This is a genomic window from Bacillus sp. m3-13 (assembly GCF_000175075.1).
Taxonomy (GTDB): Bacteria; Bacillota; Bacilli; order Bacillales; family Bacillaceae_I; genus Sutcliffiella_A; species Sutcliffiella_A horikoshii_C.
Genome location: NZ_ACPC01000015.1, coordinates 88,917 through 104,650 on the forward strand (window position 1 = coordinate 88,917; position 15,734 = coordinate 104,650).

The window sequence follows — 15,734 nt, forward strand, 5'->3', positions numbered from 1 at the left end:
GTTGAAGGATTCTATACGGTTAAAGGACGTGCAGTACAGAACTGAGGGAAAACTTATTCTTAAAGGCATTTCTGGAAACATTTCTGAAGGGGAAATCACTACCTTTGTCGGACCCTCTGGGGCTGGTAAAACCACTTTGTTGAAAATGCTTAACGGTCTTTTGACTCCTACATCAGGGGAGATCATAATAAATGGCAAAGACCTCGATAAATACGAACCCACTGAGCTACGCAAGCGGGTTGGAATCGCCCTTCAAAGTGCTCCAATGGTTGACGGAGAAGTCTTTGATAACCTTTCTTTACCTTTGCGGCTGCAAGAGCGCTCTCTTGAAGAGGAAGAGGCGGTCAGCATATTAAATGTAGTAGGACTGGAAGAAAGCCAATTACATCAGAATGTGAAAGATCTATCAGGCGGACAAAGACAAAAGTTATCCATTGCAAGGACACTTGTGAATCGTCCGAACGTGTTACTATTGGATGAGATAACTTCTTCTTTAGATCAAACTTCACAAAGAGAAATTGATGAATTAATTCAAAGAGTAAGCAAAAAGTACGGCACTACTATAATATGGATTACCCATAATTTAAATCAGGCTCTAACAGTCGGAACCTATACATGGATCTTAATGGACGGAGAACTAATAGAAGCAGGGAAAAGTCAGGATATCCAAAACTCAACGAACGATCGTGTACAAGCATTTCTTAAGGGGGAGTTGAAATGAACTCCTTTACGCTCGCAATAGCCCTTATTTTTGTTCTTATACCAATCGTCCTTTCTAAAACATTCAGACTAGATCTAGAAAAAGATACGATTATCGCTGTAATTAGGTCTGTTATACAGCTTTTTATCGTCGGGTATCTACTGACGTTCGTTTTTGAATCAGAAGGATATTTCTTTATCATTTTAATGGTACTGATAATAATTGGGGCTGCCGTTCAAAACGTTGCTAGAAAAAAGACTCCGATTAAAGGGATTGCTTGGAAGGTAGCTATCACATTTATTTTTATTGAAGTACTGACACAAGGTATATTAATTGGATTCAATATTATTCCGGCAACTGCACAGTATATCATTCCGATAAGCGGCATGATTATCGGTAATTCTATGGTGCTTGGCATTCTTTTTCTCAATAGATTCCTTTCTGAGATTGAAGCAAGAGAGGATGAAGTTGACCTGATTCTTTCCCTTGGTGGGACTACCAAACAGGCCATACATACTCAATTGATACAGGCAGTTAAAGCCAGCATGATTCCAACGATTGAAAGTCAGAAAACGATTGGACTTGTTCAGCTTCCGGGAATGATGAGTGGTCAGATTATCGCTGGAGCAAGCCCCATTCAAGCCGTTCAATTTCAATTATTAATTGTATTTCTATTACTTACAACAGCCTCTGTAACCAGCATCATGCTGGGATTATTGTCATACCCCACACTGTTTAACAATAGAAAGCAACTTATGAGGTTGAGGTAAAATAAACGTTAAAAAAGCCACTTCATCTGGAGTGGCTTTTTTAAGGATATAAAAGTATTAGAAACAGTTGATTTCCGTTCCAGGCGCTTCGCTTGCCTGCGGGTCTCCCCCGTCCCTTCCTCCCGCGGAAAGCGAAGCCATTTGCGGAAAGGAACAGCGATGATACACAAATAACTAATTTTTTGCCTTTTTCTTTAACTCCCTGTACTAGTAAATGCTCGGATTCCTTTGTTCCAGAACCAGTAGGCAATGACAAAGGAAAGCACGGCAATACCGGGGGTGATGAGGGCCATCGCAACCATGGATTCTCTTTCGAAAAAGTAGGTTGCCGGGTAGTAAGCAGTAAATCCATATGGAATCAGCCAAGTAATGATCAAAGTGACAGCCTTTGGATAGATGGTCAAAGGGTATCTGGCAAACTCGCTTAACTGGAACACAGAAACGACAATAGGAAGACTGTCTACCATCCAAAATGAAAATGTTATGAAAAACAGATTAATGGCTACAAATAAGATACCACTTGAAATAATGAAAACAAATAATAATAGCAGACTCTGAATCGTCCATTCAATCTCCAAATTTACACTAGCAATCGTCAAAACAATGCCACCTATAATTAATTGTCCAAACCCGTCCTGCTGCACCCTTTCCGCTACAATTTGAAAAAGGGGGTTAACAGGTCTCAGCAGTAGCCTGTCAAAGTTACCGGATCTTATATACTGCCATCCAAGCGTCCATAAATTGTCAAAGAAAATATGATGGATGGAGCGACCTAAAAAGGCAATGGCATAGATGAAAAGAATTTCATAAAATGTCCAGCCTTTTAGGACTTCTATGTGATCAAACACAATCTTCAAGAAAAAGAGTGCTGTGAATTGTTGGACCATGACCGAGAACAAGCCGATGAAGAAGTCTGCTTTATACTCCATCATCACCTTTAAGTGATTGCTAAAGTATTTTCCGTATAAGAAAGTATATCGTATACACTTTTTCCACATAGGCTATCCTCCAAACACAGTTACTTTTTTTACTGCTTGAGTCCAAACAACTCGAACAACGACAAATAAGACGGCAAGCCAAAATAATTGGGTTGCAAAGGCAATCAAGGCATCAGGACCCATGTTTATTTGACCTGTGTAAATTGCTACAGGTACGAAGATCATGGACTGAAAAGGAAGGAAGCTGCTCACTTCCTGAAACCCAACCCGGAAAAAGGGTTAGTGGTATGAGGGCTCCTGAAAAGAACTTAACGATAGCTTCACGTAATACTCTCACTCCCCACACATTGACTGTCCAAAAAAGCTAACACGCCAATAATAAGGTCAATTTGTGTACCGATTAATATCCCAACAAGCATGCTAGCCAAAAAACAAAATGGCCACCTCGAAGGAAACAGGAGCTTGTATTCCTATGAAAATGATGGCAACAAGAAAAAATAGGGATGGTCGTACGAACAAAGCTGTTTGCCTTAGAGCCGAGGTCCATAAATATTAACTTAGTCAGGTAATCATAAGGCTTTAATAACTCCAACGCAATATCGCCATTTTTTAATATTTCTTGCCATCTCATTTCCTGCACCTGATACATAGTTTTCTAGCATCATCGCAATCACTACATATGTAATCATCGATTCAAAGGAAATGGAGGAAATCTCTGTTCGGTTTTGGAAGACAGCCACCCAGAAAAAGTACATAATGACCAATCGGAGCAAAGTAGAGACAACATCCGCCCAGTACCAAGCGAGATAGGCGGTCTCAACTTTAATTTGAGACTTTAACAGCTCCAAGTACTTCCGCATGTTCAGGCCCCCGTTCATAAATTTCCTGTACTACTTTCTCGATGCCAAGTTCTGTTATCGTAAAATCTTGAACGAGGTAATCTCTCATAATTTCTTTCATGATTTCGCTGCCAGAAATAACCGTATTGTTAAAATGGAGCAAATAGTGATTTTTTTCCTCCGGTATTTCTAGGTGTACAGAAGTCTTCAAGGTTGATGGAAGGGTGAAAATATCATTAGAATCAATTTCAAGCTTGATTGTCCGGTTAAATCTTGTCTGCTGCTTAAGAGACAGAAGGCTTCCATCATAAATGACACTTCCTTTATCAATAATGATGATCCGATGACAAAGTTCCTCAATATCTTGCATATCATGGGTGGTTAAAATGACCGTGGTTTGGTGCTCTTTGTTCATTTGTTTAATAAATTGACGAATCTTTATCTTTACAGAAGCATCCAAGCCAATGGTGGGTTCATCTAGATATACAACAGATGGGTTGTGTAAAAAGGCTGCTGCAAGCTCACAACGCATTTTTTGGCCTAAAGAAAGCTGTCTAACGGGAATCGGCAAAAGCGCTTCCAAATCTAATACTTCCTTAAATTTTGCAAGGTTTCTTTCAAACACATCCTGTGGAACTTCGTATATATGTTTTAATAGTTCAAGAGATTCTTGAACGGGAATGTCCCAAAATAACTGTGTCCGTTGTCCGAAAACAGCCCCGATGTTTTTAGCATTTCTGGTTCTGTCTGAATAAGGGGTAATCCCATTTACTATGACAGACCCTTCGTCTGGTGTAAGAATACCGCTTATCATTTTTATGGTGGTGGATTTCCCGGCTCCATTAGACCCGATGTATCCTACAATCTCACCTTTAGGGATGGTGAAGCTAATATCGTTTACTGCGGTCTTATTTATATATTTTCTTTTAAATAAAGCTTTTACCGCACCAGATAATCCTGGATCTCTTTCGAACAACCGGTAATGCTTACTGATATTTTTCACTTCAATCATGTTGTTTTCTACCTCCTGATCCTTTCCAAATGAAAGCACTAACAAAAGACTATTATAAACACTTTAAGGGGGATATGGAAGATATTTCTTTTATGTGATGTAGAAAAAAATTCATATAAACACCGCTGTTGATTTCCGCAAATGGCTCGCTTTCCTCGGGGAGTTGCTGGAGCCTCCTCGGCTATGCCTGCGGGGTCTCCACCTAACTCTATCTCCCTCAGGAGTCTACGCCTTTTGCTCCAATCAACAGCTAAAGTTCACTTTATTGGGGAAAATTCTCAACAAAAAAGATGATCTGAATGTAGATCATTCTTTCTTGTTGAGTTGAAGGTCCAATTCTAATTCCATTAATCTAGCAATTTCTTTTGAGTCATAGTGTGGTTGTTTTTTCAATTGTTGAACAACCCGTTCTTTTTTTTCTGTTGAATGATGTTGGTTCAATTTCCATTTACCTTGAAGGTTTTGCACTCTGATTCTCAATCCTACAATTCCACCTAACATACTTTCGACAGTTTCTAAGTTATCTTCTAATCTCCATGGATTTTCCATCCCTTTTTCATAGAAATCTGTTGCTTCTTTCAAAATATGTAAGAGCGACTGATCGTCTTGGAGAATTTCTACTTTACCACTTGCATGTGCGCTTAAATAATTCCAAGTGGAAACAGTATTCTCTTCTTGATACCAGGAAGCAGAAATATAGGCATGAGGTCCGTTAAATACAACTAGTGCATCTTTTGAGTCAAGCGTTTTCCACTGAGGATTTGCCTTTGCCATATGGGAAAGTAGTGTAATACTGCCGTCCTCTTCAGTAGATATGATGAATGGCAAATGTGTGGCAGTTGGCACACCATCATGTTGCGAGAATAATACTCCAAAGCTGTTTGCTCGGATAAATTGAACGATATCGTTTGTTTCTTCCTTTCTAAATTGCTTAGGTATATACATGTTGCAAGCTCCTTTACAGTTTCAATAGAATTACTCTTAATGAAAGTATATAGGATTTTCTGGGTATGTGGAGAAAAAATAAGAGAGCTGCCTAAATGACAGCTCCCGAGTGTTATAGTTCCGTCTTATCTTTTTGATCTTTATTACGCTTATTGCCTTTGCTGTTATCGCCGGCAACTTTTTCGCTTCCGGACGTAAAGCTGCTTGTAGGACTGTTCTGATTTTGGCTGCCGCCTTTGTTATTATTTTTTGGTCATGGTTATTGGCTCCTTCTGATCTTTAGAATAACGGTAAGTTATCCAAGTTGTTTGTTGGATATCCGTCGGCGTTTCCTCTTATATACATCTCGCCGTCCTTACCTTTAAATACATTTGCTCCAAGGACAATGCCTTGATTTACATCGCTTATAGCTTCTTGATAGGAGAGAACTCTGCCGCTGGATGTTTTTGAACCCTGTGATATCACCATCGCCATTTTTCTGAACTGCTACAAATGTTTCGCTCAAAGTAGATCCTCCTTTCTCTATACGATTGTAGCGTTTCCTTGTAGAATAAAATTATTCGGTTGCTGAGAAGTTAGTGGCAATTTCAAATGGGGGAGGGTTCGGTCATATGAAGAAGTTCAATTGGAATGAAGAAACAGAGAAGGTTTGGAATGAGAGAGCAGATTTTTGGCATGAAAACAGTGAAAATATGTGGTTAAACGGTAGCAGGAAAAACAATCATTCCTTTTATAAAAGAAGAGGTTAACTCAGGAAGCTCATGTTTTGGATGCAGGGTGTGGAGATGGTTTTGGTTCCTTCTTGCTGGCTGAGAACGGCTACCATGTAACAGGAGTTGATATAGCAGAAGCCATGATTGAAAGAGCTATGCATAAACGGGTACATACGAATATCAAATTTCAAAAGGCAAGTTTTGACGGAGCTGCCACTAAAGAATCAGTCGATGGATGCAGTGATGGCCATTAATTCTATTGAATGGGTAGAGCAGCCTCTTCAAGTGTTAAATGAATTTCAAAAAGTGTTAAAGCCAGGAGGAAAATTGTTTCTGGGGTTATTGGGGCCAACTGCCGGACCAAGGGCACATAGCTACCAAAGGCTGTATGGGAAAGAAGCAATCTGCAACACCATGATGCCCTGGGAGTTCGAAAGGCTTGCTCTTGAAAACGGATGGGAACTTATGGACGGGATGCCCGTATATAAGGAAGAAGCGAAAAAACTGGATACCACTAATTTACCTCGCTTTTTAAAGCAAGCGTTAACGTTTATGTGGGTGTTTGAATTCCAGAAAAAATAAAGGGCAGTGTATAGTACGCTACCTACATAAAAACCCTTTGCTTAATCACTCTAATGTAGTAAGCTAGATGTTTAACGAATTCATAAACTTAGTTGTTATATATATAGGAGTGAAACAAATGAGTAGTAGTAAGAGCAAGGGCGGAGGAACTGGCCGCGGAACAGGCAAGAAGGGCTGGAGCCGCTGGCAAAAAGCAGCTAACAAAGCCAAAAGTAACAAACCCTACAAGAGTAAAGGTGCAAAAAACAAAAGGCAATAGTGAATCGGAATAAAATAAATGAATAGCTTGGAAGCGATAATTATCAGCTTCCAAGTCTTTTTTTCTGTGATTTAACGGTAGCGGGAGAATGTATTCGTGAGATATTCTCACTTTCTTTGAGAATATCAGTCATAATCACCTCTTGAGATGATGGTAGATACAGTTTTCTAATGGATGAATGAAGAGATGATTGTTTCTGTTTTGTTTTTAAGTAATGAATCGATACTAAAGAAGCAATTCTTCGTGATTTTTAGCGATCAAGGCTGCTTCCCTTTTCTGAAAAAAATAGTGCATTTTTCCTTTTCCTGACCGGGAACAGGCTTAATAAAGAATGAGAGGGGTTCCGGTGGCGGTAGCCTCAGTGAGGGTAATGCCACCAGGTTTCGTAACCATAACATTTGCAAGCCTGTTCAACTCATCAATTCTCTCTATATATCCGAAGCAATGGAACCTATCATCATACCTATTATTTAAATGTGCCAACTCGTTTCTTAATGAAAGGTTCTTGCCACATACTACCGCCAATTGATGGTCGGTGGTTAGCAAAAGTGTTTCACAAATTTCTTTCATATTCTTCAGCACACCATGTGCTCCTGCAATAAGGAGGATTAAGTCTTTCTCAGGGCTTTATTTTATACTTTTCATAAAGAGCACTTTTATCATACGATTCGGAAAAGGCGGATCGGATGGGGATGCCACTTACCAAAACTTTGGATACAGGGACGCCTCGTGAGTGAATCTTTGCTTTCAATTCATTGCTGGCCACATAATATTTATCAATATCATCATGGAGCCAAAGACTGTGTAGGCAATAATCAGTAATGATATTAAAGGTGGGTATAACCATTCCTGTCCGACGACGGAACTCAGGTACGGCGTTAATGGGAAAGGTATTTATTAATATATCCGGTTGTTCTGTTTGAATTAGGGAAGTGAGTCGTTTAAATCCGTACTGGTAATACCAACGAAGCATCTTTTTATTTTGAATGATATCTGTTCCGTAATAAAAAAGCTTATAGAATTGCTTCCCATACGTAAAACTTTTGGTATATAGCTTTTCCGTAACTTCTGAGATGAATGGATGTGATTCTGCATAAAGGTTGCAAATTTTTACATTTGTTAACCCCTTGTCTACACACTCTTGATATAGAGAATTAGCTACCTGCAGATGGCCGTTTCCATAAGAAGCAGTCAAAATAATAATCTTTAGCCCTTTTTTCCTCATATTTAAGCCTCCTATCCATAATACCTACAAAGAAATTCTAGCAACCTTTTGTTTTCTATAAATTAAAGTTTTTCAAATTTTTTGTAAATTTTTCAAATAATAAATATAAGAGCAGGACCAATCCATAATTTTCAGGAATAGTGGTACAATAATAGCATTGTAAAAATACAAAAAAGTCTATCATTTAAAACGGGGGAATGAAAGATGAAGCATACCAAGACAGCAGTGCCAAGCGATATTGAAATCGCCCAGCAAGCTTCTATGAAAAAGATTATGGACATTGCAAGTCTGCTCGATATTGAAGAAGATGAAATAGAACTATATGGTAAGTACAAAGCAAAGCTCTCTCTTGATATTACAAAGCGTTTACATAATAAAGAAAATGGTAAAGTAATTCTTGTAACAGCGATAAATCCGACACCTGCTGGAGAAGGAAAATCCACAGTTACAGTTGGACTCGGTCAGGCACTGAACAAGCTAGGAAAGAAGACAATTATCGCAATGCGCGAACCTTCTCTTGGACCTACGATGGGAATGAAGGGGGGAGCAACTGGGGGAGGATACTCCCAGGTGTTACCTATGGAAGATATCAATCTTCACTTCACAGGGGATATTCATGCGATTACGACGGCAAATAATGCACTTGCTGCAATGATTGATAACCACATCCATCAAGGAAATGACTTGAAAATTGATACAAGAAGAATTACTTGGAAAAGGGTCCTTGACCTTAATGACCGTGCGCTGAGAAAAGTAGTCATCGGTATGGGAGGGCCAACACAAGGGGGTTCCTAGAGAAGATGGCTTTGATATTACCGTTGCTTCTGAAATTATGGCCGTATTCTGTTTAGCAAAAGATGTTGCCGACTTGAAAGAGAGACTTGCTAGAATTGTCATCGGATACGACATAGAGAAAAAACCAAGTGACGGTAAAAGATTTAAAAGTTGAAGGTGCTTTGACGTTACTTCTTAAAGACGCTTGCATGCCAAACCTTGTACAGACAATGGAGCATACGCCAGCCATTATCCATGGAGGTCCTTTTGCCAACATAGCTCATGGATGTAATAGTGTGATTGCGACGCAAATGGCCGCAAAACTAGGGGATTACGTAGTCACAGAAGCAGGGTTCGGAGCAGATCTTGGGGCGGAAAAATTCCTGCACATTAAAACGCCTGCGCTTGGCTTCAATCCCGAGGCAGTAGTAATTGTAGCTACAATCCGTGCAATTAAGATGCATGGAGGCATGTCAAAAGATCAATTAAAAGAAGAGAACCTGGAAGCTTTGAGTATAGGGATTGAAAATGTAAAAAAACATGTGGAAACAGTAGAAAAGTTTGGCCTGCCATATGTGATAGCTCTTAATGAATTTATTACAGATACTGCTGCTGAAATAGAGTTTGTGAAAAACTGGTGTCAAAAAAATAATATTCCTATGGCTCTTACCCAAGTATGGGAACAGGGTGGAGATGGAGGGCTAGAGTTAGCGCAAATGGTACTCGAACAAATGGAGACTAAAAAGCCTGCCTTTACCCCGCTCTATCAATCAGAGGATACACTTGAACAAAAGCTTGAGGCAATTGTCAAAAATGTATACGGCGGGTCAGGTGTGGAGTTGTTGCCGGCGGCCCAGAAACAACTTCAGCAAATAGTTGGAGAAGGATGGGGCCACTTGCCGGTTTGTATGGCAAAAACTCAATACTCTCTAACTGATGACGCCAAAAAATTAGGAAGACCAGAGAACTTCACCGTTACTATTAGAGAACTGAAACCTTCTGTTGGCGCAGGTTTCATCGTTGCTTTAACAGGGAACATCATGACGATGCCTGGACTGCCGAAAGAACCGGCTGCTCTGAAAATGGATGTTGATGAACAAGGGAAAGCGGTAGGCTTGTTCTAAGTGAATGAACACACAAATAATGGACAGAGCATACACCTTGAGCCATAATGAAAAGAAAAATGAGGTGAATGCATTGACAACAATCTATGATTTTTCTGCACCAGATATTAAAGGAAACGAAGTACCACTTTCGGAATATAAAGATTACGTTCTATTGATTGTTAATACAGCAAGCAAATGTGGTTTCACACCACAATTTGAAGAGTTAGAGGAGCTTTACAAAGAATACAAGGACAAAAAGTTTATGGTACTTGGCTTTCCGTGTAACCAGTTTGGAAACCAGGAGCCTGGAAAAGAAGAAGACATAAATGAATTTTGTCAGTTGAATTATGGTGTCTCCTTCCCAATGTTCTCTAAGGTGGATGTGAATGGGGACGATGCTCACCCGCTTTTTGATTATTTAAAAGAAAATGCAAAAGGATTGTTGGGATCCAAAGCAGTAAAATGGAATTTCACAAAATTTTTAGTAGACAGAGAAGGAAATGTAGTGGAGCGCTTTGCATCGGCAACTTCTCCATCAAAAATGAAAAATGATATTGAAAAATTACTATAATAAATTCCCATCTTTTTTTATATCCTTTAGAATAAGTTTACAGTAAGAAAGCTACTATAAAAGCAAACCCTTTTCTAAAAAACAGAGAAGGGTTTTTCTTTATTGTTATAGAATAAATAATAATATCACTATTCAAAGAAAGGAGTAACCTATTGAAGATTATAGATGCCCATGTCCATTTTTCTAAAATAAATAGCTTTCAGCACACTGCGGATAACATATCCCGACTCTCCTATACATACAATGGACTTCTTAAGGAATGGAAAGAAAATAATGTGGTAGGAGCTGTGGCAATGGGAGTCACAGAGACAGAACCAAATGCATTCCCTGATTATAAAAGTAACACACCGATGGGATTAAACTTGGCAAACTCCATTCCTTCAACCATGGGCTATTGTCCCGGGATAAACCCCTATAAATTACAGGAGGAAAATTTACAAAGCTTAGAAAGGGATATTCAGAAGCCAAATGTGGTCGGGATGAAAATATACCTGGGTTACTACCCCTTCTACGCATATGATAAAGTTTATTCCCCGGTATATCGATTGGCTGCCAAATATAATTTACCGGTTGTGTTCCACACAGGGGATACCTATTCAGAAAGAGGACTATTAAAGTATTCTCATCCTTTGACTTTAGATGAGGTAGCGGTGTTTAACAGGGATGTGACTTTTGTGATGGCACATTTCGGGGATCCATGGGTGTTGGATGGGGCTGAAGTCGTCTATAAAAATAAAAATATGTATGCCGATCTTTCCGGCTTAATAGTTGGAACAAATCAGGAAATTAACCGCCACAAGAAAACGAGATTTCTACAACATCTCTTACACGCACTAGATTATTGCGACCATTATGAAAAGTTGATGTTCGGTACTGATTGGCCACTTATTTCGGTCGAAGCGTATCTCTCATTTATAAAAGAAATCATCCCAAAGGAGTACCATCAAGCGGTTTTCCATGACACTGCCCTAAAGGTATTCCCGCGGTTGCAAGAATTATTATCAGAATAGTAGAATAAAATAGGAAAAAAGATAGAGGACAGGGGGAGTTATTAATGGAGAAAATAGCGTGGGTTACAGATAGCACAGCTTTTTTGGACGAGATGTTGACAAATCATCCTGATGTTTACAGCATTCCGATGGTGGTCTACTTTGAAGAAGAGGAGTTTCTTGATGGTGTGACACTATCTTTAGAGGACTTTTATACAAAACTTGAGGCCAGTAACACTCCACCCAAAACATCGCAACCTTCTGTAGGTGCATTTGTTGAGTTGTACAATAAATTGGCAGAATCATACGACCGAATCATTTCCGTACATTTATCCAGTCATCTGAGCGGGACCGTGTCATCTAGTACACAGGCAGGAGAGCTTGTGGATATTCCCGTTCATACCATAGATTCCAGAGTCATCTCCTTTCCATTATCGGCAATGGTGAAAAAGGGAATTGAGGCGCAAGAAGAAGGGAAATCACATGAAGAGATTGTAGAGTATTTAAATGAATTAGCCACTAAATGTGATATATACGTTTTAATAGGCAGTTTGGAACAATTGCATCGAAGCGGCCGAATGTCTGGTGTTCAAAAACTGTTAGGCAGTCTGCTTCAAATAAAGCCGATCATCCAAATTAAAGATGGAAAATTGGATGTCGCGGAAAAAGTCCGCACACAGAAGAAAGCGCTATTAAAAATAGTGGATTTTTTAGACGAAGCACATGCTAGATCAACTATTACAGAACTGTTTGTCCTTCATGGAACAAATACAGAGGAAGCGGACGCGCTAGTGGACAACCTGAGAGGAAAATATCCTGAAATTCCAATCAATCGTTTTCCGTTATCTACGGCCATCGCTGTACACGCTGGGGTTAATACAATCGGAATTTCCTGGTATAACGAATAAAAATCAGCGATATTGAAGGACATATTGAATTTGCTCATTATCAAGAGGGTAGGCTCCAATTAAGGCATATCCAATACTAAAGTACCTGGACAACGTTTCAGCGCAGCTGTTAGCAGTTGGTTCGGATGGGGCGTGGTCACTCTTGGTTACCGCTACCACTTGATTGGTTATATAATTGCATCTTATAAGGACAATATGAGTCCCAAACCAGGCAGTTCCAATCTGAGTACGGTTCATAATCCAAGGGAAATTCATATCTTTCTCCTTTCTAGCTAATGCGCAACGTCTGCTAACCCAGACATTGCCGTTAGCTTTTTTTGATGATAAGCGAGTTTATAATCCAGTTGATTTCCGTTCCAGGCGCTTCGCTTGCCTGCGGGCGGTCCGTGAGCCTCCTCGGCCTTCGCCTGCGGGGTCTCACCTGTCCCTTCCTCCCGCGGGCGTCTGCGCGCCTTCCACTGCAATCAACAAGGGTGCTTCATTCAACTAAGGTTGATAAGAAATTCTCTAATTTATTTGTCTGAAAAAGCAGAAACATTTTTCAACATATTTACTAGCTGTGGATTGGAGCAAATGGCAAAGACTCCAGCGGGGGAGTAACGGTAGATTGAGACCCCGCAACGAAGTGAGGAGGCTCAAGCACCGTCCCGCGGAAAGCGAAGCCATTTGCGGAAATCAACAGCGGTGTATAACCAACAACTAAAAGTAATAAAGCACACTCAGCCCATTTTATGAAAGTGATGCCCCATATGTTACACTTATGAAATGACATTCATTGCGAAATGGTATAGATATTGACTTTTACATGTTAAAATGAAAAGGAATCAAACGAATAAGGGAGTTACATTTAGTGATACATAAAGTAGAAAAATACGTAGAATCGATATTTAACAACGACAGTACAGGACATGACTGGTTTCATATCCAAAGAGTCCGAAGACTTGCCTTACATATCGGCGAAAAAGAGAAAGCAAATCTTCTAATGGTAGAGATCATTGCACTTTTGCATGATGTACTGGATGACAAAATAACAGCAAATAAAGACAAAGCAAAAGAAGAAATAGCTGCACTATTGTCTGAACTGCCATTAACAAAATTACATATAGATGAAATTCTTTATACCATAGAAAACATTGGGTTCAAAGGTGGTAATGGGGTTGTACTGGAATCTCTTGAGGGGAAAATTGTCCAAGATGCGGATAGACTTGATGCATTGGGTGCCATCGGGGCTGCCCGGACTTTCATGTACTCTGGGGCAAAAGGACAGGCGATGTACGATCCTCGGATAGAGGCCAGAACATCTATGACCTATGAGGAGTATCGTGGGGAAAAGTCTACCGCTATTAATCACTTCCATGAAAAGTTGTTTCTATTAAAAGATACACTTCAAACGGAAGAAGCGAAAAAGATAGCGTTAGAACGTCATGAATTCATGAAGAAATTTGTAGATCAATTTATGAAAGAATGGAATGAGATATAACAAGATGAAAATGTTGATTGGGGAAGATTTATCAAAAACATATGTGGAAAAAGTACTGCTTCGTAACACTTCTTTCAGTATCCAAGAAAAAGAAAGAGTCGGTCTGATAGGTGTAAATGGTACAGGGAAATCCACCTTATTAAAAATCATCGCTGGACAAGAAACTCCTGATTCAGGAACCATCACCACTTCCAATGACTATACAATTGGGTTTCTGTCACAACAGCCTGAATTGAATGAGTCTTTTTCCGTGATGGAACAAATCTTTAGCAAAGTCTCGAACACAAACAATGTTATTAGACAATATGAGAAGTGTTTAATGCAAATCCAAGCAGACCCTTTGAATGAAAAACTTCAGGATCAACTTGCCAAGCTACAGTCCCAAATGGACCAGCTCCAAGCATGGGATGCAAGCTCAAATGCTAAGGCCATTCTCAATAAACTCGGTATTACGGATACTAATCAACAAATTTCAAACCTATCAGGCGGGCAAAAAAAACGTGTAGCCCTATCTCAAACATTGGTGGAAGCTGCTGATCTGCTAATTTTGGATGAGCCTACTAACCACCTGGATTTCGAGGCGATTGAATGGCTGGAAGATTACTTGAGTAAATATCAAGGCGCAGTTCTTCTTGTAACGCATGACCGCTATTTTCTTGATAAGGTAACGAACAAAATATTTGAGTTGCATAATGGAACCATTTATACTTATTCGGGAAATTATGGAGATTACCTGGAAGCAAAAGCGATTAGGCAGGAAGAAGAGCTTAAAGTGGAAGCAAAACAGAAGAGCCTCTATCGTCAAGAGTTGGAATGGATGCGAAAAGGAGCAAAAGCCAGAACGACGAAACAAAAAGCAAGAATCAAGCGTTTTGAGGACCTGGATGAGAAAGTATCCTCTTCATCTTCAACAGGTGAATTAGAACTTCTAACAGGCTCTGCAAGACTCGGAAAAAAAGTAATGGAAATAGAAGATGTTTCCCTTCAATTTGGTAGCAAGGTTCTTCTTAAAAATGTTAACTTACCGATAAAGCAGAAAGATAGAGTGGGGATTGTCGGACCAAATGGGGTGGGGAAATCTACTCTTTTAAATATCTTTGCTCAAAAAATCGCACCTGACCATGGGAAAGTGGATGTTGGATTGACGGTTAAACTTGGTTACTACACCCAAGAGCAACAAGAAATGAATCTTGAACAAAGAATGATAGAATATGTAAAAGAAGAAGCGGAAGTCATTAAAGGCGAAGACGGGCAACACATCAGTGCTTCACAGTTACTGGAGCGTTTTCTTTTTGCTCCGCACTCCCATGGGACTCCGATTCGGAAACTTTCAGGCGGCGAAAGAAAAAGGTTATACTTATTGAGAATACTTATGTCTCAGCCTAATGTATTGTTGCTTGATGAACCGACCAATGATTTGGATACAGAGACATTAACCATTTTAGAGGGTTATTTAGAAGAATTCCCTGGTGTTGTAATAACAGTTTCCCATGATCGCTATTTCTTAGATAAAGTCGTTGAAGAACTGTTTATTCTTGAAGGTGACGGTAACGTTAAAAGAATTTTCGGTGAGTACTCTGACTATGTTCATGATCAACAACAAAAACGTAAAGAGCAAAAACAGTTAGAGCAAGCAAGAAAAGAAACACAAACTGTAACGCGTCAAAAACAAAAAACCTTGAAATTGTCCTACCAGGAACAAAAAGACTGGGAGACGATTGAAGAACGAATTATGGAGCTTGAGGAAAAGCTTGAAACCATCGAGACAGAGATTGCCACTGCAGGAAGCGATTATGAAAAGGTCAGCAAGTGGCTTGCAGAGCAAGACCAAACCAACCAACTGTTGGAAGAGGCCATGAACAGATGGGAAGAGCTATCTGAAAAAGTCGAAAAAATTAAAGAGCAATCATAAGTAAAGAAGGG

The 15,734-nt window shown here is 39.6% G+C and carries 14 protein-coding genes and 4 pseudogenes; 10 read left to right on the forward strand and 8 right to left on the reverse strand.

What is annotated here, in order from left to right:
- Position 1: 1 nt before the first annotated feature.
- Together M313_RS0107285 and M313_RS0107290 are read left to right on the forward strand one after the other, a co-directional pair.
- Entirely contained in the window at positions 2-721 is a 720-nt protein-coding gene (locus M313_RS0107285) for an ABC transporter ATP-binding protein (protein WP_010193781.1), read from the forward strand.
- Positions 718-1,470: an ABC transporter permease gene (locus M313_RS0107290; RefSeq protein ID WP_010193782.1), complete on the forward strand. Its 753-nt coding sequence runs from the start codon at positions 718-720 to the stop codon at positions 1,468-1,470. The genes M313_RS0107285 and M313_RS0107290 overlap by 4 nt, the downstream gene beginning before the upstream one ends.
- A gap of 194 nt (positions 1,471-1,664) precedes the next feature.
- Here M313_RS0107290 and M313_RS0107295 read toward each other — a convergent pair whose 3' ends face one another.
- The 6 genes and pseudogenes from M313_RS0107295 to M313_RS22965 all read right to left on the reverse strand — a co-directional run bounded on the left by M313_RS0107295 (position 1,665) and on the right by M313_RS22965 (position 5,709).
- Complete coding sequence (locus M313_RS0107295; RefSeq protein ID WP_010193783.1) at positions 1,665-2,468, reverse strand: ABC transporter permease; 804 nt, start codon at positions 2,466-2,468, stop codon at positions 1,665-1,667.
- A gap of 3 nt (positions 2,469-2,471) precedes the next feature.
- Positions 2,472-2,660 (reverse strand): ABC-2 family transporter protein, encoded by a 189-nt coding sequence (locus M313_RS26315; protein ID WP_010193786.1) that lies wholly within the window; start codon positions 2,658-2,660, stop codon positions 2,472-2,474.
- Between the two features lie 317 nt (positions 2,661-2,977).
- Positions 2,978-3,268, reverse strand: coding sequence for a hypothetical protein (locus M313_RS26320; protein WP_010193789.1), 291 nt, complete (start codon positions 3,266-3,268; stop codon positions 2,978-2,980).
- Positions 3,231-4,259: an ABC transporter ATP-binding protein gene (locus M313_RS0107305; protein ID WP_010193790.1), complete on the reverse strand. Its 1,029-nt coding sequence runs from the start codon at positions 4,257-4,259 to the stop codon at positions 3,231-3,233. The genes M313_RS26320 and M313_RS0107305 overlap by 38 nt, the downstream gene beginning before the upstream one ends.
- 306 nt (positions 4,260-4,565) lie before the next feature.
- Positions 4,566-5,204 (reverse strand): FMN-binding negative transcriptional regulator, encoded by a 639-nt coding sequence (locus M313_RS0107310; RefSeq protein WP_010193791.1) that lies wholly within the window; start codon positions 5,202-5,204, stop codon positions 4,566-4,568.
- A gap of 279 nt (positions 5,205-5,483) precedes the next feature.
- A pseudogene (locus tag M313_RS22965) lies at positions 5,484-5,709 on the reverse strand (DUF3892 domain-containing protein).
- A 106-nt stretch (positions 5,710-5,815) separates the two neighbouring features.
- Here M313_RS22965 and M313_RS26935 point away from each other — a divergent pair.
- Positions 5,816-6,499, forward strand: a pseudogene (locus tag M313_RS26935) (class I SAM-dependent methyltransferase).
- Positions 6,500-6,617: 118 nt separating this feature from the next.
- Positions 6,618-6,758, forward strand: coding sequence for a DUF3934 family protein (locus M313_RS25095; RefSeq protein WP_010193796.1), 141 nt, complete (start codon positions 6,618-6,620; stop codon positions 6,756-6,758).
- A 43-nt stretch (positions 6,759-6,801) separates the two neighbouring features.
- Here M313_RS25095 and M313_RS25765 read toward each other — a convergent pair.
- A pseudogene (locus M313_RS25765) lies at positions 6,802-7,983 on the reverse strand (MGDG synthase family glycosyltransferase).
- 204 nt (positions 7,984-8,187) lie between these two features.
- On the opposite strand from M313_RS25765, the pseudogene M313_RS22980 reads away from it, so the two are divergent.
- The 4 genes and pseudogenes from M313_RS22980 to M313_RS0107350 all read left to right on the forward strand — a co-directional run bounded on the left by M313_RS22980 (position 8,188) and on the right by M313_RS0107350 (position 12,331).
- Positions 8,188-9,881 (forward strand): annotated as a pseudogene (locus M313_RS22980) (formate--tetrahydrofolate ligase).
- Between the two features lie 19 nt (positions 9,882-9,900).
- Entirely contained in the window at positions 9,901-10,434 is a 534-nt protein-coding gene (locus M313_RS0107340; RefSeq protein WP_050780664.1) for a glutathione peroxidase, read from the forward strand.
- 152 nt (positions 10,435-10,586) lie between these two features.
- Positions 10,587-11,444 (forward strand): amidohydrolase family protein, encoded by an 858-nt coding sequence (locus tag M313_RS0107345; protein WP_010193803.1) that lies wholly within the window; start codon positions 10,587-10,589, stop codon positions 11,442-11,444.
- 44 nt (positions 11,445-11,488) lie between these two features.
- Positions 11,489-12,331 carry a DegV family protein gene (locus M313_RS0107350; RefSeq protein ID WP_010193804.1) on the forward strand — a complete coding sequence of 281 codons (843 nt, stop codon included), beginning with the start codon at positions 11,489-11,491 and terminating at the stop codon, positions 12,329-12,331.
- A gap of 3 nt (positions 12,332-12,334) precedes the next feature.
- On the opposite strand, the gene M313_RS0107355 is transcribed toward M313_RS0107350, so the two are convergent.
- A complete protein-coding gene (locus M313_RS0107355; RefSeq protein WP_010193806.1) occupies positions 12,335-12,586 on the reverse strand; it encodes a hypothetical protein in 252 nt (83 codons plus the stop codon).
- Positions 12,587-13,181: 595 nt separating this feature from the next.
- Here M313_RS0107355 and M313_RS0107365 point away from each other — a divergent pair.
- Together M313_RS0107365 and M313_RS0107370 are read left to right on the forward strand one after the other, a co-directional pair.
- Positions 13,182-13,811: an HD domain-containing protein gene (locus tag M313_RS0107365; protein WP_010193809.1), complete on the forward strand. Its 630-nt coding sequence runs from the start codon at positions 13,182-13,184 to the stop codon at positions 13,809-13,811.
- Positions 13,812-13,815: 4 nt separating this feature from the next.
- Positions 13,816-15,723 carry an ABC-F family ATP-binding cassette domain-containing protein gene (locus tag M313_RS0107370; protein WP_010193811.1) on the forward strand — a complete coding sequence of 636 codons (1,908 nt, stop codon included), beginning with the start codon at positions 13,816-13,818 and terminating at the stop codon, positions 15,721-15,723.
- The last annotated feature ends 11 nt before the right edge of the window (positions 15,724-15,734 follow it).

Coding starts and splice junctions, on each gene's coding strand:
- M313_RS0107290 (WP_010193782.1), top strand. CDS start 718: ATGAACTCCTTTACGCTCGCAATAGCCCTTATTTTTGTTCTTATACCA.
- M313_RS26320 (WP_010193789.1), bottom strand. CDS start 3,268: ATGCGGAAGTACTTGGAGCTGTTAAAGTCTCAAATTAAAGTTGAGACC.
- M313_RS25095 (WP_010193796.1), top strand. CDS start 6,618: ATGAGTAGTAGTAAGAGCAAGGGCGGAGGAACTGGCCGCGGAACAGGC.
- M313_RS0107310 (WP_010193791.1), bottom strand. CDS start 5,204: ATGTATATACCTAAGCAATTTAGAAAGGAAGAAACAAACGATATCGTT.
- M313_RS0107295 (WP_010193783.1), bottom strand. CDS start 2,468: ATGTGGAAAAAGTGTATACGATATACTTTCTTATACGGAAAATACTTT.
- M313_RS0107370 (WP_010193811.1), top strand. CDS start 13,816: ATGAAAATGTTGATTGGGGAAGATTTATCAAAAACATATGTGGAAAAA.
- M313_RS0107355 (WP_010193806.1), bottom strand. CDS start 12,586: ATGAATTTCCCTTGGATTATGAACCGTACTCAGATTGGAACTGCCTGG.
- M313_RS0107340 (WP_050780664.1), top strand. CDS start 9,901: ATGGACAGAGCATACACCTTGAGCCATAATGAAAAGAAAAATGAGGTG.
- M313_RS0107350 (WP_010193804.1), top strand. CDS start 11,489: ATGGAGAAAATAGCGTGGGTTACAGATAGCACAGCTTTTTTGGACGAG.
- M313_RS0107305 (WP_010193790.1), bottom strand. CDS start 4,259: ATGATTGAAGTGAAAAATATCAGTAAGCATTACCGGTTGTTCGAAAGA.